Genomic DNA, 26672 nt, shown 5'->3' with positions numbered 1-26672 from the left:
CCATGATGCATGCCTATTTCTCAGCCGATCAGCTTCGCCATCACGGCCAGACATTCATGGTCGCGGGCGAAGCACGGCCAATCCCCGAAGTCCCCGAACGGGCGGAAATCCTGACCACTGCCATAAAACGGCTTGGGCTTGATTTGCGCACCCCCGATGATTTCGGCATGGGTCCGATTGCCACCATTCATGCGCCGGAATATCTGAAATTCCTGCAAACCATCCATGCCGAATGGAAGGCTGTTGGTGGGTCTGATCTGGTGGTGCCCGGTATTCATCCGTTTGACCGGCTTGGCCCCTATCCCAGGTCACCGGCGGGCAAGGCCGGTTTTCACATGGGTGATACATCCTGCCCGATATCGGCAACCACCTGGCAATCGGCCTATGCCAGTGCGCAAACCGCCATTGCCGCCGCGCGCAAGGTCCGCGATGGCAATGCCAGATCGGCCTATGCCCTTTGCCGCCCCCCCGGCCACCATGCCAGCCGCGATATCGCCGGTGGTTTCTGTTACCTGAACAACAGCGCGATTGCCGCACAGGAACTGCGCGTCAAATACGACCGCGTTGCGATCCTTGATGTCGATCTGCATCACGGCAACGGCACACAGCATATTTTCTATGCCCGTGATGATGTCATGACGCTGTCGATCCATGCCGACCCGCGTGATTTCTATCCGTTTTTCTGGGGCCATGCCGAAGAACGCGGACAGGGTGCCGGGCTTGGTTTCAACCACAATTATCCCCTGCCCCTTGGCAGCGGCGATGACGCATTTCTGGCCGCCCTTGATCGTGCGCTTGTCATGATCGATCATTTCAGCGCCGATGCAATTGTCATTGCACTGGGTCTGGATGCATCATCGGATGATCCGTTTGGCGGATTGGCTGTCACACCCGGCGGATTTGCCAAAATCGGCGAAAAAATTGGCGGCATCAATCTGCCAACCGTGCTAGTGCAGGAAGGTGGTTATGTCAGTAACACACTGGCTGAAAACCTTTTTCAGTTTATCAGCGCCTTTCACGCCACCACCGCAGGGAGCCCCGAATGAAAACATCCGATATCCTGATCATTGGCGGCGGTATTGCCGGCATGTCAGCAGCCTATTTTCTGGCCAAACGTGGAAAATCGGTCACGGTTCTCGAACGCGAAGATCAGCCCGGCTATCACAGCACCGGCCGGTCTGCCGCACTCTATAGCGAAACCTATGGCCCGAAAATCATCCGCAAGATGTCGACCGCCAGCCGGGACTTTTTCCTGAACCCGCCCGAAGGTTTCACCGAAAATCCGATCCTGACCCCACGTGGTGTGATCCTGACCGCCGCCCACGGCAATGAAGGCGCGATTGGCGAACTGCTTACCGAAGGCCGCGCGAATGGCGCGAATGTTGTCGCCCTGACAGCCGATGATATCAAAAAACTGATCCCGATCCTTAATACCGATCTGATCGCGTGTGGCGCACTTGAAACCGATGCGATGGATATTGATGTTCATGCGCTGCATTGGGGCTTCATCCGCCATTTCAAAAAGCTTGGCGGTGATCTGGTGGTCAAGGCCGATGTCACCGCAATTGCAAAAACCGCAACCGGCTGGCAGGTCACGGCAGGCGGCGAAACCTATGAGGCCCAAATCCTCGTTAACGCATCCGGTGCATGGGCCGATGAAATCGCAAAACTGGCGGGCGTTACCCCGCTGGGCATCACCCCCAAACGCCGCACGGCGGTGATGGTTGATCTGCCATCTGATGTCAATGCGCATGGCTGGCACATGGTATCAGACGTGGGCGAAGGCCTGTATTTCAAGGAAGACGCCGGTCGGCTTCTGGTATCGCCATCCGATGCGACACCGACGGTTCCCCATGATGTCCAGCCCGAAGAACTCGATATCGCCATCACGATTGATCGCCTGATGACGGCAACCACGCTTAAGGTCAATCGCCCCGGCGAAGCATGGGCTGGCCTGCGCAGCTTCTTTGCCGATGGTGATCCGGTATCGGCATTCGACCCGGATGCGGATGGCTTTTACTGGCTTGCCGGTCAGGGCGGCTATGGCATTCAAACCGCCCCGGCCATGGGTGAATATGCCGCCAGCCTGATTTGCGGCGATGGCGTTCCGGACAGGATGGTGAAACTTGGCGTGACCGAAGATGCCCTTGCCGCCACCCGCCCCGGCCTTGACCAAACCGCGTAAGGATTGAACGGAAATCGTGCCATGACCCATTTTGATCGCAATGAACTGCGCAGTGCCGTTGCCAATCGCCGGGATCGTGCGATTGACGACCTTTGCGCTTTGGTTCGCCATGACAGCCTTCTGGGCAATGAAACATCGGCCCAGAACTGGGTCGCGGATCGTTTTGCCGATATGGGACTTCTGGTCGAAAGGGTTGCGATCAATATTGACGCATTGCACGATTTACCGGGCTTTTCCCCGCCGGTTACGACGAAATATAACGGACGGGAAAATATCGTCGGTATTCATCAACCGGCCAAACAAACCGGACGCAGCCTGATTTTAAACGGGCATATTGATGTCGTGCCGACCGGGCCAGTGGCGCAATGGCGACGCGGACCGTTTGATCCCTATGTCGAACGCGACTGGCTTTATGGCCGCGGGGCTGGCGATATGAAGGCCGGCATCATTGCCTATTGTAACGCCCTTGCCGCCGTTCACGATCTGGGGCTTGAGCCCGCCGCCCCGGTGATCCTGCAATCGGTTGTCGAAGAAGAATGCACCGGCAATGGTGCCTTAGCCTGCCTGCATGCCGGATATCGTGCCGATTGTGCGATCATTCCCGAACCGTTCAATCAGACGCTGATGACCGCCCAGCTTGGCGTGATGTGGTTTCAGCTTCACGTCACCGGAAGTCCGGCGCATGTTCTTGATACCTCAGCCGGAAGTAACGCCATCGAGGCGGCCTTTGGCTTTTTCGAAACCCTGAAAGAAGTCGAAGACATCTGGAACCACCCCACCCACCGTCATGCGGCCTATGGCGCGCATATCCATCCGGTGAACTTCAATCTGGGCAAGATCGAAGGTGGTGAATGGGCATCAACCGTGCCGCCGGTTTGTTCGGCCGATATCCGTGTCGGGTTCTATCCCGGCATGGAATTGGCCAAGGTGCGTGAAACCATCGAAGAAGTTGCACAAAGTGCGATGGAAAATCACCCGGCCTGCAAAGGTGCTAAATTCGACATCACCTATCGCGGTTTTCAGGCCGAGGCATGCGTGATGGACGAAACCCATCCGATGATGACAATGATCGGCGACATTCACCACGAAGTCACCGGCAATGCGATCAAAAATTATGCCTCCACCGCCACCACAGATGCGCGTTTCTTCCAGATTTACGGCAATGTCCCGGCCACCTGCTATGGCCCGAAAGCCGAACGAATTCATGGGATTGACGAACGGGTTTCGATTTCCAGCATGATGGAAGTCACCGAGGTCCTTGCCCTGTTCATTGCCGACTGGTGTGGCGTTACCAAACGTGATAATCACGCCGCATAAACCAACCAAAACCTAATCATATCTTGATATCAGGAGACTTTGATGAGCATTCAGCGTTTTCACACCGGCCCGCGCATGAGCCAGGCCGTTGTCCATGGCAACACCATCTATCTTGCTGGCCAGGTTGGCGAACCGGGCAGTGACGTTACCAACCAGACCAAGGAATGCCTTGCCAAGGTTGATGCGCTTCTGGCCGAATGCGGCGCATCAAAGGAAAACATCCTGTCGACCACCATCTGGCTGGCCGATATGGCCGACTTCGCCAAAATGAACGAAATCTGGGACGCATGGGTCCCGCAGGGTCACACCCCGGCACGTGCATGCGGCGAAGCCAAACTTGCCACCCCGGACTATCTGGTTGAATTCATCGTGGTCGCGGCAAAACCGTAATCCGGTCACTTCCGATCCGAATACAAAACGCCCGGCCGATTGCGCCGGGCGTTTTTGTTTTTGTACTTTGCGTCAAGGAAGACCGGCTTTACCGATCCCGCTCATCACGGGTCACGATCAGCGACTTGGCTTCCAGCGTGCGATGCACCGGGCATTTATTGGCAATCGCGATCAGCTTTTCGCGGACTTCCTCGGTAAAATCACCATGCAGGGTAATGATCCGTTCGAACCGGTCGATCTTGCCGCCCTTTTGCTCGAACTCTGCCCCGCATTCCATACAATCGCTTGCGTGGATTTTATCATGTCGGACTTCGACCCGAATGCCATCGACCGGTATCTGTTTCTGATCGGCATACATCCGCATCGTCATCACCGTGCATGACCCAAGGGCGGCAGCCAGAAAATCATAAGGTGACGGTCCGCTGTCAAACCCGCCAACATCTTCGGGCTCATCGGCCAACATCCGGTGATGCCCGGCCAGAACCATCGCCTGAAACTTGCCAAGCCCGGTTTCACGCACAACCACCGCCCCATCGGGCACTTCGTCATTGACCGGGTCTTCGTCGGTAATATAACGCTTGGCCCAGGCGCTGATCACCTCGGCGGCATAGGTCGCATCATCGGGATCGCGTAACAAATGATCCGCACTATCAAGCGACACAAAACTTTTCGGATGCTTGGCGGCATCAAAAATCCGTGCGGCATTTTCAATACCCACCGTCTGATCCATCGGCGCATGCAGCACAAGCAACGCCTTGTGCAATCTGCCGACCGATTTTTCAATATTGTGGGCACGCAGATCGTCAATGAAATGCTTCTTGATCACAAAGGGCCGCCCGCTTAACGAAACTTCGGCCTGCCCGTCCCGTTCGATATCTTCAAGGTAATCGGCGAAATTATGGGTCACATGCTCGACATCGGCGGGCGCACCAATCGTTGCAACCGCGGTTGCTTCGGGCACGCTATCGGCCACGGCCAAAACCGCCGCCCCGCCCAACGAATGCCCGATCAGCAAACGGGGGGCGGCAAATTCATGCCGCAGGAAATCGGCCGCGCGTTTCAGGTCATCCAGATTGGATGTGAAATTGGTCGATGCAAAATCACCGCCCGATCCGCCAAGCCCGGTAAAATCGAACCGCAAAACCCCAATACCCTGCATGGTCAGTGACTGCGCGATCTTACGCGCCGCCGTCAGGTCCTTACTGCACGTAAAACAATGCGCAAACAGCGCATAGGCCCGAACCGGCCCCGTTGGCAAATCCAACCGTGCCGAAAGCTGTGCCCCCAGTGCACCTTCAAAGCTAAGCTTAATCGGCCTTACAGCCATATCGGACCTCCGCCGCCGTTATTTGGCGAATTCATTGTTTATTTATGCACGTTCTACGCTAGCATGCGATATTCGCTGCCACGAAACCAAGGGTAATACAGTATGACAATACTGGAAACCAAAAGAACGCTTGTGCGTCACGGAACCCACAACGACGCCCCCTTTATCATGCAACTGCTGAACGAACCGGGCTGGATACGGTTTGTCGGGGATCGCAACATCCATGATCTTGATGCCGCCCGAAAATTTATTGATGACCGGCTTCTCAGCAGCTATCTGAAACACGGTTTCGGGCTTTACATCGTGGACGAAAAAGCAACCGGATGCAGTATCGGGCTTTGCGGATTTGTCAAACGCGACACGCTTGATGCACCCGATATCGGCTATGCCATTACCGAAAGCCATTATGGCATGGGTTATGCGTTTGAAGTCAGCACCGCCCTGATCGACTATGGCCACGATACGCTGGGCTTTGATCGGATATTTGGCTATACCCTGCCGGAAAATACCGTATCGCTGAAACTTCTCGCCAAACTGGGCCTGACCTATGAACGCGATCAGGACGTGAACAATAGCGGCGAAATCTGCAAGCTGTTTGTAAAGGTCGCCTGAACGCAAAAACCCGCATCACTGGATGCGGGTTTGCTCATTTCGGAGCATTGAAAATCGTTATTCCTTGCGGCGAATACCGATCTTGCGCCCGACACCCGTTGGCACCGGCAAATCGCGATGCGCCTCACGGATCAGATCAAGCGTCTTTTGAATGTCATCGGGAAATGCCGCCGAACGGCGCGTTTCCATATCGATATGCATCGTGATGATTTCATTGGTCGCCGACAGCCACCCTTCGGTCCCGTGACGCAATTCGTGATACATGTGAATGCGTTTGTGATCGCAATCCAGAATTTGCGTATGGATCACGAACGGGTCATTAAGGTGAATTTCCCGGTCATAGGTGATGTGCATTTCAAGCGCAAAGGTCGAAAACCCGCGCCGTTCGGGATAAGTCCGCCCCATCCCGACCCCGTCCAGAAACGCCACAGACCCCAGATCAAAACCAACCACGTAATACCCGACATTCACATGCCCGTTAAAATCGATCCAGTCCTGCGGCACCGTCCCGCGATAACTTTCCAGCATTTCCGGGGCAAAAAGATCGGTAATGATCATTTACCAGCCTTTCCCACCGCATCGACAACCGCAACCGCCGCAACGAAATCTTCCAGCGAATGGCCAACAGATTTGAAAACCGTGCATTCAGTATCTGTCTCGCGTCCCTTGACCTCACCACGCGTCAGGCCGAACAGATCGCCCAGAATATCGGATTTTGAAATCGATCCGGCATTTAGCGGCTGCACCACATCACCGCCCTCGGCCGCGGCCCCTTCAAAACTATCAACATAAATCCGGCATTTCTGCATCAGGGCATCATCGGTTTCGCGCATGGTCGGCTTGAACGCCCCGACCAGATCAACATGCGTCCCCTCGCGAAGCCATTCGCCCCGCACCAGCGGCTCGGTCGAAAGTGTCGCGCATGAAATCAGATCGGCTGTTTTGCATGCAGCTTCCAGATCATCCGTGCCCAACGCCTCGAACCCAAGGGCAGCAGTTTCTGCGGCCAATGCGCGGGCCTTGTCGCCATTGCGGTTCCAGATCGTGACCTTTTTGATCGGACGCACCGACGCATGTGCATTGATCAGATTGGGTGCCATCGCCCCGGAACCGACCATGACCATTTCGCGCGTATCTTGGCGCGCAAGGTAGCCCGCCGCCAATGCCGATGCCGCCGCTGTCCGGCGTGTGGTCAGCTTGGTGCCATCAATCACGGCCGATGGTTGCCCGGTCACGGCATCAAGCAGGATATAAGTCCCCGAAACCGCCGGCAGGTTACGCGCCGAATTACCCGGCACCACGGCCGCAACCTTGACCCCGGCCGCGCCATCCTTTTGCCAGGCAGGCATGATCAGGAACGTCGCGTCATCCTCATTGCTGCGTTCCATGTTGAAATGGCTGCGTAGCGGCGCTTCGCAGCCATCGGCAAATCCTTGACGGAGCGCCTCAACCAGATCGCGGGGCGAGACGAATTTATCGATTTCTTCAGCAGAGATGAAACGCATGGGCCTTCCTGTAAATTTATTTTCGATTTCAGCGTGGTAGCGTTGATATCTTATACCACGTCAAAGGACATGCGTCACAGGATCGCACACTGTTTTTCACTTTGTTTCCGGTGAAAAATCTTCCCGAAATAGGTGAAATTAACGCTGCAAAAAACGTTTGAAATGGCCAAACAGTGAACCGGTGCCAAGATAAAGTTCTTCAAGCACCGTGAAATGGTTCGCCCCCCATGCCTTGTAAACTGGAACATGCAGCCCTTCCCGACTGCAATAGGCGGCATAAGCATCGCTTTGGCGGACAAATTCCGGGCTTTCGTTACTACCGACCACGACCATCATTTTGATGTCGTGTGGGACGGCATCAAGCATCGGTGAATTATCCGCTGCCGTCGCGGCATTAAGTTGCAGGTCGTTGTTGATACTGGTGAACCGGATCGGTTCCAGATCAAAAACCCCGGAAACCGGAACAACCGCACAAAACGGATAGGCATCATTAAGGGTATCTTCCCAATGATGGACCGCGAGGCGCGCGACAATCTGGCCGCCTGCCGAATGACCGGAAATGCTGATACGATCCCGATCCCCGTTAAAGTCGCCGATATTCTGGTAAATGAAGGTCATGCAACGGATCGCCTGACGGGTGATTTCCGCCACCGTCACATCCGGGCACAGATCATAATTCGGGCAAATGACAGTAAAGCCCGCGGCGTTGAGGTCGCGGGCAACAAACGCATAGTCCTTTTTGTCCTGGCTTCGCCAATACCCGCCATGGAAAAACACATGTACCGGTGCGTCCGGCTCGGCTGCCGGATAAACATCCATGGTTTCCTTTGGCCCGTCACCATAGCGGATATCGGTCATGTGGCGGACACTTGCCCGTGTATCGTCGGACAGACGCACAAACCGGTCAAAACAGGTCATATATTCCGGCACGGTTTCGCGCGGATTATACTGCCATTCAAGTTCGGCAAGGGTAAAACCACCCCAACTCATCTGAACCTCGTTTGCGTTGCCCGACCGGAATCATTGCTGCCATATCAAACCTGTCGGGCAATCTTTCTTTATTTTTCAGGTTTTTGCAAATGCTACGCTAAGGTTCTTCACGCAATGCGATACAAATGCGGTCGTGATTGCAAGACCTGAAAGGCAATGGCAGAATATCGAAAATCAATTTTAAAATCAGCCGGATAGACCATGAGCAACCACAAGATCCAAAGCCCGTTCCCCGCCGATGATGCGGATCGCAATCAGATTTGGGAAATGCTGGTGCCACGCGACATCGCGGCCTTTGTCGCGGCCGACTGGTCCATGGTTCAAGATGACTTCAAGGCAGACGGCTTTTACGCGATTGATGCCTGCAAATCCGATGATCCGGATAAATGGAAAATGATGTTTCCCGATCTGGTAGCGTATCATGACGAATGGCTGCGTCAAGCGGTTGCAGCACAGAAAATCGACTATGCCGAAGACCTGTTTGACGCGGTTTTCCGGGCCACCGACCTTTCGAAAATCGATATCACCGGCAATCGTGCACTGGTGCGCAAACATTTCAACGGCACCATAAAAAAAGCAGACGGATCAACCGACCGTCTGCTTTGGAAAACCCATTATTACTGCGAAAAACAGATCGATGGAAAATGGCTGATTACCGGTTTCACCGGCTATCTGCCCAATCACGACCCGGCATAGATACGCTTGCCTTAAAGCACGCAACCACGCGCGGCAACATCAACCGTTTCGATATCGCCATTACGCACCAGATGCACCTGATCCAGCATGTTGCTGACAACACAGACATGGTTCGGGATGATTTCGATCCGCTGGCCGATTTCAAACGGTTTTGTCGCCGGATCGAAATACAAAATGCCGTGTTCCTCGGACAGAGCCTTGACCGCAACATCGGGATGCCCCACGACATAGCCGTATCCGTCAAGGCCCAGCAAATCGGATGTCAGAACCTTTGACCCGGCATCAATGATCGCCCGGCCCGGCGTTGGCAAGGATACGATTTCCGTCAAAACCCGAAGCGCACAATCATCTTCCTTGCAAACCCCACGCGCCATCAGGGATCGGTCATTATAAATATAAGTCCCGATGCGATGTTCGGTCACAGACGGCACTTCATGGGCCAACCACATATCGGGCGTCCCACCGGAACTGCGCACCGGGCATTCAAGGCCACTCGCATCCAGTTCCTTCATGGCCGAGGTGAAAAATGCCTCAACCTTGGCACCACCACCGGTCGCCGGATAGGTCATCAGACCGATAAATTTCACGCCCGGAAGCGATTGAATTTTCTTTGCCAGTTCAACGGACTCTGCCGGGTTTTGCACCCCGCAACGTCCGCCACCGGTATCGCATTCGATCAGGATTTCAAGCGGCTTGGCACTGTCGGCAAAGGCCCTGGACAATCCTTCGACCACAACCGCATTGTCGGCCACCACGCGCAGGCTTTTGATCCGGTCAAACAAGGCCCGCAAACGGGCCAGTTTGCGTTCGCCCAATACGTTATAGGTCAGAAGAATATCATCCAGCCCCGCATCTGCCATTACCTCGGCCTCGCCGATTTTCTGGCAGGTGATGCCAATCGCCCCGGCCTTCATCTGCTGGGCGGCGAAGGCCGGAATTTTATGGGTTTTGATATGCGGACGCAGCCCGATCCCGTGTTTGTCGCAATAGGCCTGATAGCTTTCGATATTTCGGTCAACGATATCAAGATCAACAACCGCGCACGGCGTATCAAGTTCGGGATATTGGGGCATTCCGGTCATCGGGGCAGCGTCCTTATCAAATCAGGTGGTGGCAGCAATCAGCTTGCAATTGCGGCAAACGGGTCATCAACAATCGGCCATATCGGGCGTGTCAGATGATGATATCCATTGGTTTTCGGATCGGACGGATAAGGTCCGTGGACATCGACATAAATGATCTCGCCCGCAATCTTGGCGAACGCATCGTAGAAGTGATTGGTCGATTTGATAAACAGATATTTTTTCGCCGTCGGATCAATGCCCATATTCGAAAACAGGCTGGGATCGAAGCTTTGCGATCGGTTGGAATTCAGGATCACCTCCCCCCCACCCGGAAGTTCGATCACCGCGCAATCACCCAGCGGTACGATGCTGTCACCGAAATACTGCCATGAGTCGCGCCGGATTTTTTTCACCCGCACTTCGGCATCAATCGGTGCCCCGGCATGTGCACCGGTTTTCCCGCCGAAGCGTAACGGCAATGTCGCGCCCTCGCCGGCCGATATGCAAATCCGAACCGCCATCGGATCCCAGATGGTGCCAACCGCAAAATCGCGAAGCCCGCGCGCCATTACGGCCCGCAGCAAAATCGTGCTGTCACCGGGCACACCGCCGCCCGGATTATCCCACACATCGGTCAGAACAATTGGCCGTGCGTCGCTTGCCAATGCCTGATCAAGCGCGACATCTGGGGTCACAAAACTTGGCCGTGTCGTACCGCGGAACCCAAAAAGCTCCTGACCCAGCTTTTGGGCGAGCTCGCTTGCCTTGGCCGGATTATTGTTGGTGGTCACAATCACCTTGGCACCAAGATCGGGCACATCACCGGCCATAAAGCCGTGAATAAACGATACCGAAAGAACATCACCCGCCCCCTCCATCGCCTTGGCCCGGTCAATAAAGGACCGCATCGGTTCGCGTGACGTCGGTAGAACTTCGATCATATGGCAGTCAAAAACCGCCTTTGTCGGCTTGATCTCTCCGCGAAGCGTACGCAACACCAGATCAACCACCGAACGCCCGGCATCGACAAAATCGGTATGGGGGAATTCCTTGAACGCAACGATGATATCGGCGTTCGCAATGCGCTGCTCGGTCAGGTGGCTATGCGGATCATAACTGGTGCCGATAATAACATCCGGGCCGACAATATCACGAACACGCGAAACCAGATCACCTTCGCAATCCAGATATCCTTGCGCCACCATTGCCCCATGCAGCCCCAGAATAACCGCATCAACCGGCATGGCCGCACGCAACTGCCCCAGAACCTCGTCGCGCAATTGTTCATAGGTTTCCCGATTGACCAAACCGCCCGGCTCGGCCCAGGTGGCGGTTCCCTCGATCAGGCCCCAGCCTTCCTTTGCCGCACGCACGCGCGCCTCGGTAAAGACGGCACTGCACAGCGTCGGGGTCACCGGATGCTGTCCGGGCGGTGCATAGAAGCTTTCCTTGAAATCGGAAAAATCGGTGCGCAACGGCGAGAATGTATTGGTTTCGGTCGCAATAGAGGCGCAAAAAATCCTCATGACCCCATCCTTTTTGTTCTTTGTAATCATCATATTTTATGTGCAAAAGAAAAATGCGTGCGGGTGAAGCACCACCCGCACGCGCATGGATTATTCCATGTAGCGGTGGGCGTTGGCCTTATCGACTTCCGTCTGGAACAGTTCGAGAAGTTCAACGCCTTCCGTGCCCAAAGATTCCTGAACGTGTTTGACCACGACCGGCTGGGTCACATCTTTAAGCTTCTGACGCTCTTGCGCGCTCAATGCCGTGATTTCCATTTTGTCGGTCAAACCGGCAAGACCGCGATCAGATGCCTCGATCACGCGTGAAACACCACGGCTGGCAACCACACAGGACTGTGCTGCATAACGAACAATCTTCTGCTGATCGGCAGTCAGATCATCCCAGAATGCTTTCGACAGCATAAAGGTGTAGGGCGAAAACAGGTGGTTGGTCAGGGTCAGATAGCCCTGCACTTCGTTGAATTTGGCAAAGGTCACGGTCGGAACCGGGTTCATCTGACCATCAATCACACCGGTCTGAAGACCGGCATACACTTCGCCCCACGCCATCGGATAGGCTTCTGCGCCCAGTGACTGCATGATTTTCTGGTGCGACGGCAGCGACATGGTGCGAACACGAATGCCTTTGAAGTCCTCAAGCGTTGCAATCGGATGCTTGGAGTTGGTCACGGCAAAGAACCCGCCGGTATCCGGGAAGCCAAGAACCTTGACATCGCCAAGGGTGCTTTCGATATCCGCCGCCAGTTTCTGACCAAACGGACCATCAAACACGTCATAGGTTGATGCGTTGCTGTCAAACGCAAAGGCAAGGTTCAGAACGTCGATGCGCGGATAATAGGATGCAATCGCCCCGGTCGAGGTCAGGGTCGCCTGAATAAGGCCATCGCGAACCATCTGCACATGTTCGGCCGCCGAACCAAGCTGGTTGGACGGATAAACCTCAACCTTGATCTCGCCATTGGTGTCGGCTTCGACAATGTTGGCGAAAACAGCGGTGCAGGCATGCGCCGGGTTTTCAAACGGGTCTTCCTTGTTGTCATGGGCAAATTTCAGAACCTTGGGTTCCGCATAAGCCAATGACGTGGTGCTGGCCAGCATGGCCGTCGCAAGGGCAAATGCCCCGAAACGCTTCATCGTATTCATTCTACCTCTCCTTGATTAAGGCCTTTTATTTCTGTCCGCGGTCTTGGTTTTGGTGCCCCGATCCGGACCTGATCGGGGCGTTTCATTGCCGCCGGTTACCGGAAGCCCAGCAATCGCGGGATCGCGAGGGCAAGATCGGACCAGAAGGCAAACAGGAACAGCACACCCAGTTCCGCCAAAAGGAACGGCCAAAGCTGGGCAGCAATTTTTTCAAGCTTTTCACCCGTGACAGACGACAGCACGAAAAGGCAGGCCCCCACGGGCGGCGTCATCAGGGAAATGTTAAGCGCAAGGACAAAGATGATCCCGGCATGGATCGGGTCCATGCCGATCTGAACCGTCAATGGCACCAGAACCGGTGCTAGAATGATCAGGATCGCATTGATATCCATGACCATCCCGATCATCAGCAACAGGGCGACGATCATGAAAATGACCATATAGGGATCAGACGATAGGCTCAGCACAAGGCTTGCGACTTCCTGCGGAATGCGATTGAAGCTCAGCCACCAGCCAAGGATCGACGCAAAGGCAATGATGATGAAAATCACCCCCGTAACACGCGCGGTGCGGATCAGCATCTTGAAGAAATCGGCAAATGTCAGCGCACGGTAAATAAAGATACCGATAAACAGCGCATAGGCCACGGCGACCGATGCCGCCTCCGTCGGGGTGACAATCCCGCCCAGAATGCCGCCCAGAATGATCAAAGGCATGATCAGGGCCGTGATTGATGATTTGAAAATCTTCCAGATTTCCAGAAGGCTTGCCCGACGTTCGTTTTTCGGCAGGTTCTTGGACCGGGCGGTTACCGCAATCACCGTCATGCAGATCAGACAGATCATAAGCCCCGGCAGAATACCGGCGGCAAACAACCCGCCAATCGAGACCCCCATCAACGATCCGTAAACAACCATCAAACCCGACGGCGGAATGGTCGGGCCGATGATCGATCCGGCGGCCGTCACCGCACAGGCATAATCCCGCCGATAGCCCCGTTCAACCATGGCTGGCACCAGTGTCTTGCCAAAGGCCGCCGCATCAGCAGTCGCCGCCCCGGTCAACCCGGCGAAGAAAACCGACGCCAGCATGTTGGTATGCGCCAACCCACCACGAAAATGCCCGACAAGCGCCTGCGCAAACAGGACAAGGCGGCTGGTGATGCCGATATGGTTCATGATTTCGCCCGCCAGAATAAAGAACGGCATGGCAAGAAACGGGAAAACGTTCAGACCGTTAAAGACCTTGCTGGGCCCCTGAACAAGGAACATGCCCCCGCCCATGTCATAAAGGCCAATCACCCCGGCAACGCCAAGGGCAAAACCAATCGGCATACCCAGAACCATCAGAACGACAAAAGCAATACCGACGATCATTCTGCGCCCTCCGCCAGATCAATGGGAACAAAACGTCCCTGATCGCGAAGTGCGACCAGCAACAGCTGAATGGCAGCAAGAAGGGACGCAACCGGCACCGCCGCATAAGGCAGCATCAGTGACATGCCAAAAATCATCGCCTGACGGCGCATGCCACCGGCGGCAAAATCAAAGCCATAAATCGCCAGATACAGAAATGCGCAAAGCGCAATCAGATCGACACAGAACAGAACCGTGCGCTGAACCGGCTTTGGCGTATTAAGGATAAACATCCCGATACCGATATGTTCGCGCCGCGCAATCCCGGCCGATACCGCCAAAAGCGCCGCCCAGATCATCAGATAGCGCGCAAGTTCTTCGGGCCAGGGCAGTTGCCAGTGAAAAATATAACGATCAATCACGCCCAGCCAGACATCCAGCACAAGGGCCAGCATCAGGACGGCAATCACTCGTTCGACCACCCAGTTTAACGACCGGCTGATCATTGCGGCTGTGGCTTCAACACGGCGCAGCGCCATCTTACTTAATCTCTCCGCTGATGAATGTTTTGTGTAATTTTTCTACATCGTGAGGATATTTTTGTAGCTTGTCTACATATTTTTAAGTCACAATCGTAAATATCGTCACAAGTCCCTGTGCAAAGCGATATTACAGGTAGTTAAACTACATTTTTGCACATATCATTGTTGCACTACCGTCAAGGTGATCGATATCAGGACCATGATCGAAGCTATCGCCTGCAAACCAAAAAAGTGATATTTATCAGCGGGGTGTTGGCAACAACACCTCATATTCGAAAATGATCGGAACGCTTGCATGCAACCTACTGTCGATATCATCAGCCTCCTGCGTCGAAAGGCCGGAACCTTTCCCGCACGCGAACAACGGGTAGCCGACTACGTTCAGGATCATTTGCAGGACGTCACCACCATCGCGCTTTCCGATCTTGCGCAAAAGGTCGGCGTCAGCGAACCGACCGTGATACGGTTTTGCCGGACCCTTGGCTGCGACGGATTTCGCGATTTCAAAATACGGCTGGCACAGAACCTTGCCGTCAGCATGCAATACCTGGCCCCCGAAGATCTGGCCGACGACACAACAGCTGCCGACGTGCTTTCCAATCATGTATTGGGCGTGATTGTCGATAACCTTCGACTGCTGCGCGATCAGCTTTCAAGCACCGAAATCGACAAGGCCGCCGATATTCTGGCCAATGCCCGCCAGATCGCCTTTATGGGCGTTGGCGGCGGCTCAACCACGGTTGCCTTTGATGCCGCCAACCGGTTTTTCCGGCTTGGCATTCCCGCACAGGCACAAAGTGATGGTTACCTTCAGCGCATGCTGGCCTCGACCTTTGGCGAGGAAGATGTGCTTTTTGCCATCTCCACCAGCGGCCGTCCGACCGAACTGATCCACAGTGCCGCCATTGCCCGCCAATATGGCGCAAAGGTCATCTCCATGACCCACCCGCAAAGTCCGCTTGCCGCCGAAAGCGACCTTGTGATTGGCATTGATATGCCTGAAAACCCTGATATTTATAAGCCAACGGCCACCCGGCATGTTTTTCTGGCAACCATCGATATCATTGCCACCGCGGTTGCCCGGCGCACGCCGGACCGAACACTTGAAAAACTTCGCCGGATCAGGTCATCTTTGCTGACTCTCAATCCGCCGACAGGTCGCCAGCCCATCGGCGACTAATCACGCCACCATCCCATCGAGGCCCCAATGACCCGTACTGCCTTTATCGGCGAATGCATGATCGAGCTTGCCGGAACATCCCCCGGCAGCATTTTTGGCGCGGCGAACCTTGGCTTTGCCGGGGATACGCTAAATGGTGCGACCTATATGGCACGCACCAGCCGCCTGCTTGCAGCGCCTGATACAGATGTTTCCTTCATCACGGCACTGGGCACCGATCCCTATAGCGACGCGATGATTGCCGCGTGGCAAAAGGACAATATCGACACAACGCTGGTCCGCCGGATCGATGGTGCTCTGCCCGGCCTTTATGCCATCCAGACCGATGAAACCGGCGAACGCAGCTTTTCCTACTGGCGCAATGATGCCGCAGCCAAACAGATGCTTCAGGGCGGCCACGATGCCGTGTTGCGCGATGCGCTTCGCGGGTTTGACTGCCTTTATCTTTCGGGGATCACGCTTGCGATTCTGTCGGAAAAGGATCGCAAAACCCTGATCGATATCGCGGCAAACTTCGCCAAACAGGGCGGCAAAGTCTGCTTTGATACCAATCATCGTCCGCGCCTTTGGGCCGATCAGGACATTGCAATGGCAACCTATCTGGCGATTGCCCCCCATTGCCACACCGTCCTGCCGACATTTGACGACGACAGCGCGCTGTTTGGTGACGCCACCCCCGATGCCACGGCCAACCGCTGGCATGCGCTTGGCGCAACAGAAGTCGTTGTAAAATGCGGCGGCGAACCAACCTTTTATTCGATCAAGGATGGTGAAACCGGCACCGTCACCCCTCCCAAGGTCACCGATATCGTCGATACGACATCGGCCGGGGATTCGTTTAACGGATCATACCTTGCCGCCCGCAATGCCGGGCGTGACGTGCCTGCCGCGATTGCGGTTGCGCAAAAGGTTGCTGGCCGCGTGATTTCACGGCGCGGTGCGCTGGTTGATATCAGCGACATCAAACTCGATCAGTAATCCAGCCGGAACTGAACACCGGCCTTGCTGTCGATTTCGGTGGTTTCACTGGTGACACTGATATTTGGTGTCAATTCAATCTCGACCTCGACCCCGCTTGACCCCGGGGTCGTTCCGGTTTTGGTGCCGACATAGACCCCGTCCGTCAGGTATTTGCCCACCTTGACGTTCGGGCCGTCTTCGCCGCCGCCAACCTGCAAAACATCCGCCCCGATAAAGCGACGTACCGAACCGACGATATCAAGCCCGCCGCCCCCGCCCGAAAGCTCGTTCACCGCACTGGCAAGCTGGACCGCCTCAATCGCGCTCAGGCTGCCTTGGGACTTGCCAAACAGCACCTGCGACAGGATTTCATCTTCCGGCAGGGACGGATTGGATGTCAAAACCAGTTCCGGGTCGCTTGCCGGGCCTTGGAACCCGGCGGTTACGGTCAGATCATCAGTGGTATAAACCCCTGCGATATCGAGTAACGGATCGGGCGGTGTCGCACCGGAAAACGTGATCTTGGAATCCTTGATCACGAATGTCTTGCCAATGATATCAAGCTGCCCGCGAAGCGCCTGCAATTGCCCGACAATGATCGGCTCTGCAGTTGTGCCGCTGATATCAAGCTTGCCACCCCATTCGGAATCAAGCCCCCGCCCGCGCACAAACAAACGCCCCGGAATATCAACCGTCACGTCAAGATTGCCGACAAAACCCGATGCGGCGTTTTTCTTTTCCTCTTCTTCCTCACGCTGCCTGGAATCTTCGATATTCTCGACATCAAGCGTCGAGACCGACACTGGCAGCGCAAGGGTCAGGTCGACTTCACCACGGCGCAGCGTCACATTGCTTTGGATATCAGCAGTCTGTTCGGTTCCGGTAACAGATGCCGTCACATCAGCCCAGAATTGCAGTTCATCCTTACGCGACAGCGCTGCGTTATCAACCTTAAGCTCCGCCTTGTAGCTGACAAGCGGATCGCCATCCAACGTCACCTCGGCGGCCCCGCTAATCCGGCCATTGCCGCCATCGGTTGCCGAGATTTCCGAAACCCGCAAACCGTTCTGATCAAAATCGCCATTGATCGTGATCTGCTTTAACAGCGTGCCATATTCCAGATGCTCATACGCCCCACCCGAAAGGGCGATATTGCCATTCCAGTCAAGCGCATCAAGTGTACCCTTGGCGACCACATCAAGTTTGAGATTGCCAGACATGACATGATCTGGGGCTGGGACATAAGGCCAGAATTGCGCGATTTCGCCATCAACCTTGACCAGCGCGTCAATCGGAGCAACCGGATCAAGGGTGTAATCCTGTTTGAGTATGGAAATACCAAGCGGCACGGTGCCGCGCGCCTCTACAATCTGGGCCTCATCATTGCCAAGGGTCGCATTGCCATCGAACTGACCGTCACGCAACGCCAGATCAAGCACCATTTCAAATGGCTTCAGGTCCTTGACCGCGACGGTTGTGATCTTGCCAATCCCGCCCGAAACGGTCGCCACCGGCAGTTCTCCGGCACGTTCCGACATCTCAGCGGTGATATTCATTGTGCCGTCCAGCCCGCTCAGGCCAAACATCTCTCCCCACGGGCCTAGTACCAGCTCGGAAATCTGCGCCTTGGCCGCAAAGCTTTTCTTTGGCGTCAGATCAAGCTTGGCAATCACCTGCCCCGCGCCGACATTCAATGCCGCATCAAGTTTCTGCTGCCCTGTGTCGGTTTGGCTAAACAGCAATGGTTCACGAAGGGCGATGTTCTGGCTGCCGATATTGATATCAAGCTGATCGGCAAGAACATTGATGCCATCCGAAAGCCCAAGTTCGACCATGCTATCGAGTTTAATCGGGATAGTGTCGCGAAGCTGACCATTGGCATTCGTCGCAATTCCAATGGCCGAAAGATCGCCGGAAATCTCGGTCTGCAACTCATTGATGGCAAGCGGCGCAAAACGAATATCACGCCCGTTCAGGGTCAAATCAAAACCGGGCTTTTCAAACGCGTTCAGGATCGAACCGGCAAGAACGATTTCTTCGATTGCGGGCGGCTCTGTCCCCTCTTCGGCGGCAAGTCGAATGCCTTTGATGTTCGCATTCACATCAATCTGCTGCTGGCCCGATTTCGGCACAAACGCTACATTGGCGGTTAGCGCACCATTTGTCACCGGCGCACCGAAATCAGACAGCATCACCGCATCCAGTTTGCGCACCGAAAGCCTGCCACGCATCGGCACCGCGTAATCTGGCAACATCAGGCTACCGACAAGCTCAAGCCGTTCACCCGTCAGGGCAATATTATCCACCCGCAACCCATCGGCGGGCAAAACCACATCTGCCGCCAGATCGTAATTGCGCCCCATCAAGGCAAACCCGGCCTTGTTGATCAGCGACAATACCGCCTGATCGGACCAGCGCATTTCGCTCACAAGATCAAGTTTTTCAAACTTCTGCCCACCGGCCAAAACCGATGGCGTTGAAAGTTTGATGGTCCCGACCGGTGCCGCGATATCCCCATCAAGATTGATCGCAACCGTCGCCGGGGCGATGGAAACACCGATATCAGATGGCACCACGCCGGGCTGAACCGAGAGTTCAGATTTGACCGACAAATCACTGAATTCATTTGAAATATTGATCTGCGCCGGGCCGGAAACCATCGCCGCGGCAATCTGATCAAGCGTGATCGACAGATCAAATGCATCATTAACTGCAAGCTTGCCATCAATGGTTGGCGTCGCCCCGACAATGCGATCAAGATCGGCAATGCCAAACCCGGCCTGATCGGCCTTGATTGCAATATTCGCCGCACCACCCTGCTCAGCCGACCATGCCAGATCGCGTATCGCAACCTGCCCCGTCCCGCGCAGATCAAGCCCCGAAATCGGCGCAAAGATCGAAAGGTCTGCAACATCGGCAATCAATTCGCCATCCGTCACCGCCATCACGTCATTGATATCGGTCTTGCCGTTAACCGAAATGCCCGGCGTTGTGATATTGATTTTGCCAAGCGCAAACTTGCTGAAATCCGGTGCGATTGCCGCATCAAGGGCAACCTGCTGCGCATTGCCCAGCATCGCACCAAGATCGGCATCCTGCCAGTCATTGCCCGAAACATCGATCCGGCTTTGAACAGAAAACCCGTCCCCGTCACCACGCAGATCGGCATCAAGTGCCAGCGTCGCGATGGTTGATACCGGCGTTACGACCTTGTCCCCACGCAGCATCACCGTCACATCAGGCAATTCAAGCGGCCCTTCGGCATGGGCGGTCACATCAAGCCCGCCCCATGTCACGGCATCCTCGATCAGGCCCGATGTCGCCGGATCAATATCACCGTGCAGATCGGCCAGAAGAGTGCTCTCATCAAAATCGATTTCCGCCGTCGCGCCAATCATCGCAAGACCGGATTTTGTGATGTCGCCGCGCGTGACCGAAAGGATACTGGCATCCGCATCAAACTGCCCGCCAATGCCCAAATCAAGATCACCCTGCAACGGTTCGGGAAGCTGATCGGCCAGTTCTCCCTGCGTTGCCAGAACACCATCAAGGTCAAACCCGATCCGGCTTTCATCAAGCCGCAAGCCCAAATCACCGCCAAGCGTCACAAGGTCACTTGCCGCAAGTTCAATCCGCCCTTTCCAGCCTGTCGCCGGGCCATCCCCCTTCAGGCTGATCGTGATATTTGGCGCATCTTCGGGTGCCAACCCGGCAAGGGTCATGACCAAGCCTGCACGATCAAGCTCACCTTCGATATCGGCCTTCAATCGCTGCGCATCGGCATCAAGATCAAGCTCGACACGCAGCCGGTCAATGCTGTCATCAAGCGGTTGCAGATCAAGTGACAAGGCCGCTTCAAGGTTTTCGCGAATTGCCGCACTGGCGCTTAGACCGTATTCAAAGCTTTTGCCGCTGGCCGGGTCGGAAATACGCACATTGCCAAGCGCCAGTTTGCCAAGCTCGATGGCCAATGGCGGCGCAAAACCGCCCGATGCGGCCTCTTCGTCCTCTGCCGTTTCATCTACGCCCGACATATCGGGCAGAACGACGTCAATCACGGCACTTTCGACGCGATTGATCCGAAGCGTCCCACCCAAAAGGGCAAGCGGGGACCAATCGAACCCGAACTGACTGACATCCACGGCCAAGCCGGATGACGGCATCGATAACGACAAACGATCCAGCGAAAGCCCCGTCCAAAGGCTGCCCTCGATCCGGCCCAGTTCGAAATCGCCTTCTATCGCCTTTGCAACCGTAGTGTTTAACCACGGCGTTAGCGCACGCAATACCGGCCCGGTCCCAGCAATACCGACAATCAGGATCACGGTCAGCAAAAGGCATATGAACGCAATCGTGCCACGCCGCACCCATTTGGCGACCTTTCCGCGTTTGGTGGCTCTCGATGGTTTCGGATTTTCAGGCGACGTCAAAATGCTTGTCCAAGGCTAAGATAAATCTGGAAATCGTCATCAACATTATCACGCTTATCAAGCGGCACGGCGAAGTCAAAACGCAACGGTCCGACAGCCGTGTAATAGCGGAAACCAAGCCCCGCCGCCCAAAGCAGATCAAGGTCTTCGGGGTCACTTGCCTCAAACACGTTGCCGCCTTCGATGAATGGCACGATGCCAAAGCTTTCCGTCAGACGTGCGCGGAACTCGACCCCGGCCTCAAGCACCGAACGCCCGCCAAGCGGATCACCATCATCATCAATCGGCCCGACTTTCTGATATTCGTAACCGCGCACCGATCCGCCGCCACCGGAATAGAACCGTTTGTTGGCCGGAAGGTCTGATCTGTCTTCGCCGATGATCATCCCCGCACGACCACGACCTGCCAGAACGTAATCCCCGTCCTCGTCAAAGGCGAAATACTGCGATCCATTGAATGAAACGGATGTGAATTGCGCGCTCGGGCCGCTCAGACTGGTATAGGGCGATAGGTTGAATTCAAGCCGGTTGCCCTCGGTCGGATCAAGCGGATTATCGGTGCTGTCGCGCCGCAAAACACCCCGCAAACCGCCAAGATAGAATTGCTCATTGGGCGAATCTGCCCCCGTCAGGTCGGAATATTCCGCCGTTGGGCCAAGCGTAACCGACCAGTAATCGCCAAACTTGCGTTCAATACCGACAAAGCTTTCGACAAGTTCGCCGTCATAGGCATCCGTGCTGTAACTCTTGGCCGAAGCATCCGCGACCAGCGCCTGACGCCGCTTAAGAAACTGCGGCTTGCGGAATGCAGCTTCAAGGCCCTGGCTTTGCCCCGACCCTTCGATACCAAGTCTAAGCCGTTCTCCCGCCCCGAACAGATTGCGGTTTTCCCAGAATGCATTCGCCCCCGGCCCGTCGGCAGTTGAAAAATCAACCCCGCCACCAATCGTGCGATGTTTGCGTTCGTGCACTTCGATCTCGATGGGGATTTCACCATTTTCGGCAACCGGCCCGACCGGTTTGACGATCACACTGTCAAACAGGTTGGATTGCGCCAGATCGCGGCGCGTCGTTTTGATTTCTTCGGGGGAATATTTCTGCCCTGGTTTCCAACTGCGATAACCGGCGATGAAATCCTCATCAACACTTTCAGCCCCTTTGACATTGACCTTGCCAAAATTGGCTTGCGCACCGGTGATCAGTTCATAGGTCACCGAAATGGTCTTTTCGGTGGTATTGGCGATCACGGTTCGCTTGCCCGCTTCCACCAATGGATAACCTCGATCACGCATGATATCGACGGCATATTGTTCGGCCAGAATAATCGGATCTGCGGCTGCACGCTGTCCAAGGTGCAAATTCGACCGCTCAAGCTCCTCATCCGTGGCCTCGCGTTTGGTCGTATGGTCCGGACGGACAATTGAAAATTTCACTTCAGACAGAAGATAGGGCTGCTTGACGTCGACCTGATAAATCAGATCGACCGGATCAGGTTGTTCCCCACCCGCCGGTGCGCCAGCAGCCGGCTCGCTTGTCGCGCTGACAACGTCATCGCCAGCGCCGCCATTTTCGTCGTCCGATATGTTCGGATCATCGGGTTCGGCCTTGCGGATATTGAACGCGACCTGCCCGTCATAAAACCCGAAGGCCCGCAAAACGGTCTCGAACCGCTCCACATCATCCTCCGCCCGGCGTTCAAGCCCGGCAAGTGATGGCGTGGGACGCGATTGCAACCGGATCGATGTGCTGACCTCGCGCAACGCATTGATCAGCCTTTCCTCCTGCGGATCAATACCTTCTATCTTGACCTGATAGGGGATCTGGACACCCAACACATCCTGTGCTGCACTATCGCTGTCCTTACCGAACCCAAATTCGGATAAGACACCATCCCCTGAACATCCCGAAACGGCTGACCCCATCAGCAGAACAGACACAACACCAATGCCACGCAGTCTGGATTTGCGGCTGTAGCGTTTACCCCTGTTCACCAAAGACGTCCCCAATATTTTCACTCGGTCCCGATAGACTTATGCAACGGTCGGCTGCATTCGTCGCGCAGGCCGATCCATTTATTGTTTTAAGGCACTTGCCAAGCGCCTGCCATCTTTTCATTCTATAGACTGGTCGAAGACGCCAAGGCTCAGAAAGCATGAAATAATGGCATGGCTGTGATCGTTAAACGCACTTGTCATAAAAATGTGCCCGGCTTACTCGAAGTTGAAGGCTATTTTTTTTGCCATTGCCACCCAAAAGCCGGAGGCCCCTAAGTGAACTCCAACGCGACATCAAATTCCTCCCTGCCCGTTATCATCCGTACGGCGACCCGATCCGATCTGGATGGCCTTTGCGCTCTTGAAAGCGGCAGCTTCACAAGCGACGCGATTTCACGATCGGGCTTTTCGCGCTTCCTGCGCCAATCTTCCGCCCGTCTTCTGGTCGCCGATGCCGGCGAAAGCGGAACACCCGATATTGTCGGTTATGGCCTGCTTTTGCTGCGCGCCAATACGACAACTGCGCGCATTTATTCGCTGGCAATTTCCGATAAGTGGCGCGGCAAGGGCCTTGGCACCCAACTTCTGGCCGGGCTTGAAAACCTGGCGATTGATGCCGGATGTGTGCGTATCCGCCTTGAAGTCCGTGTTGAAAACAGCAATGCCCGCAATCTTTATGATCGCCATGGCTATCAACAGATTGCCGATCTGCCCGGTTATTATGAAGACGGGGCCGATGGCATTCGCCTGCAACATGATCTTTATGATATTCCGACCGAACGGTCCCCTGCGGTTGCAACCGGTGCCCCCTTGATCCTTGTGGACCGCCTCAAGGACCTGCCGTTTCAGGTGCCCGGTGCGCGCATCATGCGGGTGCGCGAATATCTTGCGCTTGACCACGGGGTCCGCAACCGGCGTGTGATCAACCTGTGTCAGTCCTATGAATATCTGTCACGCGGCTATTATTGCAGCCTGCTTGCCGCCGCACGCAGCGAACGCGTGATCCCCGAAGCCGACGTGCTTCTGGATCTGAACTGGAAACGGCTGCAAAAAACCGCCCGCGCGGAAATGAGCTCGCAAATCGTCGAAGCATTGACCAAACCCGGCGATCACCCGACCAGAATTGACGTCTTTTTCGGCCGCACCGTCGATAAGCGTTTCCGCGATATCGCGCAACGCGCCTTCGATCAGTTCCGCTGCCCGATCCTGCGCCTGCATCTGAACCCGTCGGATAAGAAAATCCTGCGCGAAATCGAAGCCCCGGCCCTAAGCCAACTGGATGCCGAAGACCTTCCCGCCTTTGAAAGTGCCATTCGTGCCTATCTGCGCGGTCGCGTGCGCAAACCGGCATCTGGCGGCAATCCACCAAGTGCGCTGGTGGCAATCCTTCATGATCCCGACGCGGTTCTGCCGCCATCCGATAACGACGCATTGGCCCTGTTTGTTCAGGCCGCAGCCGACCTTGGTGCCAAGGCCGAACTGATCACCGCCAAGGATTTCCACCATCTATCGGAATTTGATGCGCTGCTGATCCGCGAAACCACCGCCCTTGATCATCACACCTATCGTTTTGCCAAGCGCGCTCGCAAGGAAGACATTCCGGTGATTGACGATCCGGACTCAATCCTGCGCTGCACCAACAAGGTCTATCTTGCCGAATTGCTGCGCACCCATCGCATCCCGGCCCCGCGCAGCATGATTTTCGATAAACGCCGCATTGCCGAAATCGGCAAGCTGTTCAGCTTCCCCTCGGTCCTGAAGGTGCCAGATGGCTGTTTCTCGCGCGGGGTGCGCAAGGTGAAATCGCCCGAACATCTGGCCGAAGTCGCGACCGAAATGTTCAAAAATTCCGAACTTCTGGTCATTCAGGAATATGTCGAAACCACCTTTGACTGGCGCATCGGCGTTCTGGGGGGCGAACCGCTTTTTGCCAGCCGCTATTTCATGGCGCCGGGCCATTGGCAGATCGTCAAACACGAAGATGACGGCAAATCGTTTGAACAAGGCGGTTTTGAAACCGTCGCGGTTGAAGACGCCCCGGCCGACATTGTTTCAACCGCCCTTGCCGCAGCCCGCCTGATGGGCGACGGGCTTTATGGTGTCGATATGAAGGAAACGCCGCGCGGCCCGATGGTGATCGAGGTCAATGACAACCCCAGTATCGATGGCGGGGTCGAGGATGTGGTGCTGGGTATGGATTTGTATCGCCGCATCATCGCCCATCTTCTGGGCAAGATCGCACGCCCCTGAAGGTCTTCGGACACTCGAAATGACAAACAAAGGGTCGGTTTATCCGGCCCTTTTTTCGATGAACACTGCCGCCTGAAGCTTGTCCCGGCCATAGCGCGCCATAAGGTCAAACTCGTTGCGCAGGATCGGTGTCGATACGCAATCGCTGCCACTAAACGGTTCGTGATCCTCGCCAATATCAGGATCGGTGACATAGACATACCGGTCATCAAATCCCGAAACCACGACCCAATGCGGGATTTTATCGCCGTAAATCCGATACTGGCTGATCAGAACAAGCGCGATCTTGCCCTGTTTTGACCGTTCCTCGATTTCCGCAATGCTAAACGGCCCGGTGGTCACCGGAATGCCTGCTTCACGTGCCTGACGGGCGAAATCATAATGCACCAGCTCGACCACTTCGCGGTTTTTGGGTTTGCGCACGGTATCGACAAAAAGCGGCCCGTCCCGGCTGCTTAAAACCTCGACATCAAATCCGCGCCGATGCGCCGCCAGTCCAAGACCAAGCGGCCCGCACCCGCCATGCCCCGACGTCATGAAAATCGTCGTCGCCTCGCGCCAAAGCGCAATCTCCTGATTGCGATCCATTTCAATATCGGGATCAAGCGCATTCATCGCCATCATCAACGCCGCCGGACCACAGGTAAACGGCAATGTCTGATGATAAAAATGGATCGGCGATGGCCGACGCAATGATTGCGGCACCAGAACCCGTTCCATACGCAACGCGTCGGAATGGTCGGGATAATAATCGGGATAAAGCGCAAATTCGCGGTAACCAGCCGATTTGAACAGACGGATCGCCGTATCGTTATCCAGATTGACTTCAAGACGCAGGATCGGCGCGCCGAAATCAAGGCTCAGCTCCTCGGCCCGGTTCAAAAGTGCGCGGCCAATACCCAGCCCACGATGTTCGGCCAGCACCGCCATGGAATAAAGCCGCGCCATCGCAACGTTGGACCTGAAAATCACCAGCGCATAGCCAATCACCACCCCGCCCTTCTCGGCAACGCACAGACGCGCGGTATCGATACCAAGGAAACGCTTGAACGCGCGGCGTGACAGACGGTCGATGGCAAAAGATTGGTTTTCGATGGCACAAAGGGCATCCAGATCGCCCTCGACCGCCATACGAAGTGATAAGTCGCTCAAAACGGCACCTTCAAACACATGGCATGCGCGCCATTGTCGCGCGCCGTGACC

The 26672-nt window shown here is 55.4% G+C and carries 21 protein-coding genes; 9 read left to right on the top strand and 12 right to left on the bottom strand.

The genetic code is table 11. The annotated features are described in order from the left end of the window. The first annotated feature begins 2 nt into the window (after positions 1 to 2). The 4 genes from BC440_RS08815 to BC440_RS08800 are packed head-to-tail and all read left to right on the top strand — an operon-like array spanning position 3 to position 3892. On the top strand, positions 3 to 1046 hold the full coding sequence (locus BC440_RS08815) for a histone deacetylase family protein (protein ID WP_139192096.1): 1044 nt from the start codon (positions 3 to 5) through the stop codon (positions 1044 to 1046). Next, entirely contained in the window at positions 1043 to 2185 is a 1143-nt protein-coding gene (locus BC440_RS08810) for an FAD-binding oxidoreductase (protein ID WP_071239901.1), read from the top strand. Before BC440_RS08815 ends, BC440_RS08810 begins: the two co-directional genes overlap by 4 nt. Positions 2186 to 2206: 21 nt before the next feature. Beyond that, positions 2207 to 3502, top strand: a complete 1296-nt coding sequence (locus BC440_RS08805) for an ArgE/DapE family deacylase (protein WP_071239900.1) — start codon at positions 2207 to 2209, stop codon at positions 3500 to 3502. A 42-nt stretch (positions 3503 to 3544) separates the two neighbouring features. After that, complete coding sequence (locus BC440_RS08800; protein WP_007089349.1) at positions 3545 to 3892, top strand: RidA family protein; 348 nt, start codon at positions 3545 to 3547, stop codon at positions 3890 to 3892. A gap of 88 nt (positions 3893 to 3980) precedes the next feature. Here the strand turns inward: BC440_RS08800 and BC440_RS08795 are convergent, their stop codons facing one another. Next, positions 3981 to 5219 (bottom strand): bifunctional alpha/beta hydrolase/OsmC family protein, encoded by a 1239-nt coding sequence (locus BC440_RS08795; RefSeq protein ID WP_007089348.1) that lies wholly within the window; start codon positions 5217 to 5219, stop codon positions 3981 to 3983. Positions 5220 to 5321: 102 nt separating this feature from the next. Here BC440_RS08795 and BC440_RS08790 point away from each other — a divergent pair, with 102 nt between their 5' ends. Then, positions 5322 to 5831 carry a GNAT family N-acetyltransferase gene (locus BC440_RS08790; RefSeq protein WP_071239899.1) on the top strand — a complete coding sequence of 170 codons (510 nt, stop codon included), beginning with the start codon at positions 5322 to 5324 and terminating at the stop codon, positions 5829 to 5831. Positions 5832 to 5888: 57 nt separating this feature from the next. Here the strand turns inward: BC440_RS08790 and BC440_RS08785 are convergent, their stop codons facing one another. The 3 genes from BC440_RS08785 to BC440_RS08775 form a co-directional block, all read right to left on the bottom strand. Continuing rightward, positions 5889 to 6389, bottom strand: coding sequence for a thioesterase family protein (locus BC440_RS08785; protein ID WP_071239896.1), 501 nt, complete (start codon positions 6387 to 6389; stop codon positions 5889 to 5891). Beyond that, positions 6386 to 7336, bottom strand: a complete 951-nt coding sequence (locus BC440_RS08780; RefSeq protein ID WP_071239895.1) for an ornithine cyclodeaminase family protein — start codon at positions 7334 to 7336, stop codon at positions 6386 to 6388. The genes BC440_RS08785 and BC440_RS08780 overlap by 4 nt, the downstream gene beginning before the upstream one ends. A gap of 138 nt (positions 7337 to 7474) precedes the next feature. Next, complete coding sequence (locus BC440_RS08775) at positions 7475 to 8326, bottom strand: alpha/beta hydrolase (RefSeq protein WP_071239893.1); 852 nt, start codon at positions 8324 to 8326, stop codon at positions 7475 to 7477. A 201-nt stretch (positions 8327 to 8527) separates the two neighbouring features. Here BC440_RS08775 and BC440_RS08770 point away from each other — a divergent pair, with 201 nt between their 5' ends. Continuing rightward, on the top strand, positions 8528 to 9022 hold the full coding sequence (locus tag BC440_RS08770) for a hypothetical protein (protein WP_071239891.1): 495 nt from the start codon (positions 8528 to 8530) through the stop codon (positions 9020 to 9022). 11 nt (positions 9023 to 9033) lie between these two features. Here the strand turns inward: BC440_RS08770 and BC440_RS08765 are convergent, their stop codons facing one another. The 5 genes from BC440_RS08765 to BC440_RS08745 all read right to left on the bottom strand — a co-directional run bounded on the left by BC440_RS08765 (position 9034) and on the right by BC440_RS08745 (position 14652). Continuing rightward, positions 9034 to 10104, bottom strand: a complete 1071-nt coding sequence (locus BC440_RS08765; RefSeq protein WP_083379329.1) for a D-TA family PLP-dependent enzyme — start codon at positions 10102 to 10104, stop codon at positions 9034 to 9036. A 38-nt stretch (positions 10105 to 10142) separates the two neighbouring features. Beyond that, positions 10143 to 11612 carry a M81 family metallopeptidase gene (locus BC440_RS08760; protein ID WP_071239890.1) on the bottom strand — a complete coding sequence of 490 codons (1470 nt, stop codon included), beginning with the start codon at positions 11610 to 11612 and terminating at the stop codon, positions 10143 to 10145. Positions 11613 to 11702: 90 nt separating this feature from the next. Further along, positions 11703 to 12758, bottom strand: coding sequence for a DctP family TRAP transporter solute-binding subunit (locus BC440_RS08755; protein WP_139192095.1), 1056 nt, complete (start codon positions 12756 to 12758; stop codon positions 11703 to 11705). A 95-nt stretch (positions 12759 to 12853) separates the two neighbouring features. Then, positions 12854 to 14134, bottom strand: coding sequence for a TRAP transporter large permease (locus BC440_RS08750; RefSeq protein ID WP_007089339.1), 1281 nt, complete (start codon positions 14132 to 14134; stop codon positions 12854 to 12856). Continuing rightward, the gene (locus BC440_RS08745; protein WP_071239889.1) at positions 14131 to 14652 is read right to left on the bottom strand and encodes a TRAP transporter small permease; all 522 of its coding nucleotides are present in this window, start codon (positions 14650 to 14652) and stop codon (positions 14131 to 14133) included. The genes BC440_RS08750 and BC440_RS08745 overlap by 4 nt, the downstream gene beginning before the upstream one ends. A 298-nt stretch (positions 14653 to 14950) precedes the next feature. Between BC440_RS08745 and BC440_RS08740 the strand changes: the two genes are divergently transcribed. Further along, positions 14951 to 15835: a MurR/RpiR family transcriptional regulator gene (locus tag BC440_RS08740; protein WP_007089337.1), complete on the top strand. Its 885-nt coding sequence runs from the start codon at positions 14951 to 14953 to the stop codon at positions 15833 to 15835. 27 nt (positions 15836 to 15862) lie between these two features. Next, positions 15863 to 16813, top strand: a complete 951-nt coding sequence (locus BC440_RS08735; RefSeq protein WP_071239888.1) for a sugar kinase — start codon at positions 15863 to 15865, stop codon at positions 16811 to 16813. Here the strand turns inward: BC440_RS08735 and BC440_RS08730 are convergent. Together BC440_RS08730 and BC440_RS08725 are read right to left on the bottom strand one after the other, a co-directional pair. Continuing rightward, positions 16807 to 21225, bottom strand: a complete 4419-nt coding sequence (locus tag BC440_RS08730; protein WP_071239887.1) for a translocation/assembly module TamB domain-containing protein — start codon at positions 21223 to 21225, stop codon at positions 16807 to 16809. The two genes, BC440_RS08735 and BC440_RS08730, sit on opposite strands and share 7 nt — an antisense overlap. Further along, on the bottom strand, positions 21222 to 23216 hold the full coding sequence (locus tag BC440_RS08725) for an autotransporter assembly complex family protein (RefSeq protein WP_071239886.1): 1995 nt from the start codon (positions 23214 to 23216) through the stop codon (positions 21222 to 21224). The genes BC440_RS08730 and BC440_RS08725 overlap by 4 nt, the downstream gene beginning before the upstream one ends. Positions 23217 to 23495: 279 nt before the next feature. On the opposite strand from BC440_RS08725, the gene BC440_RS08720 reads away from it, so the two are divergent. Beyond that, positions 23496 to 25469 (top strand): GNAT family N-acetyltransferase, encoded by a 1974-nt coding sequence (locus BC440_RS08720; protein WP_083379328.1) that lies wholly within the window; start codon positions 23496 to 23498, stop codon positions 25467 to 25469. Between the two features lie 39 nt (positions 25470 to 25508). Here the strand turns inward: BC440_RS08720 and BC440_RS08715 are convergent, their stop codons facing one another. After that, positions 25509 to 26621, bottom strand: a complete 1113-nt coding sequence (locus BC440_RS08715; RefSeq protein ID WP_247643547.1) for a peptidase C39 family protein — start codon at positions 26619 to 26621, stop codon at positions 25509 to 25511. Positions 26622 to 26672: the final 51 nt, after the last annotated feature.

Origin of the sequence: Thalassospira sp. MIT1004 (assembly GCF_001858545.1) — a bacterium.
GTDB lineage: Bacteria > Pseudomonadota > Alphaproteobacteria > Rhodospirillales > Thalassospiraceae > Thalassospira > Thalassospira xiamenensis.
This window is presented reverse-complemented; position numbering and strand designations above follow the sequence as displayed.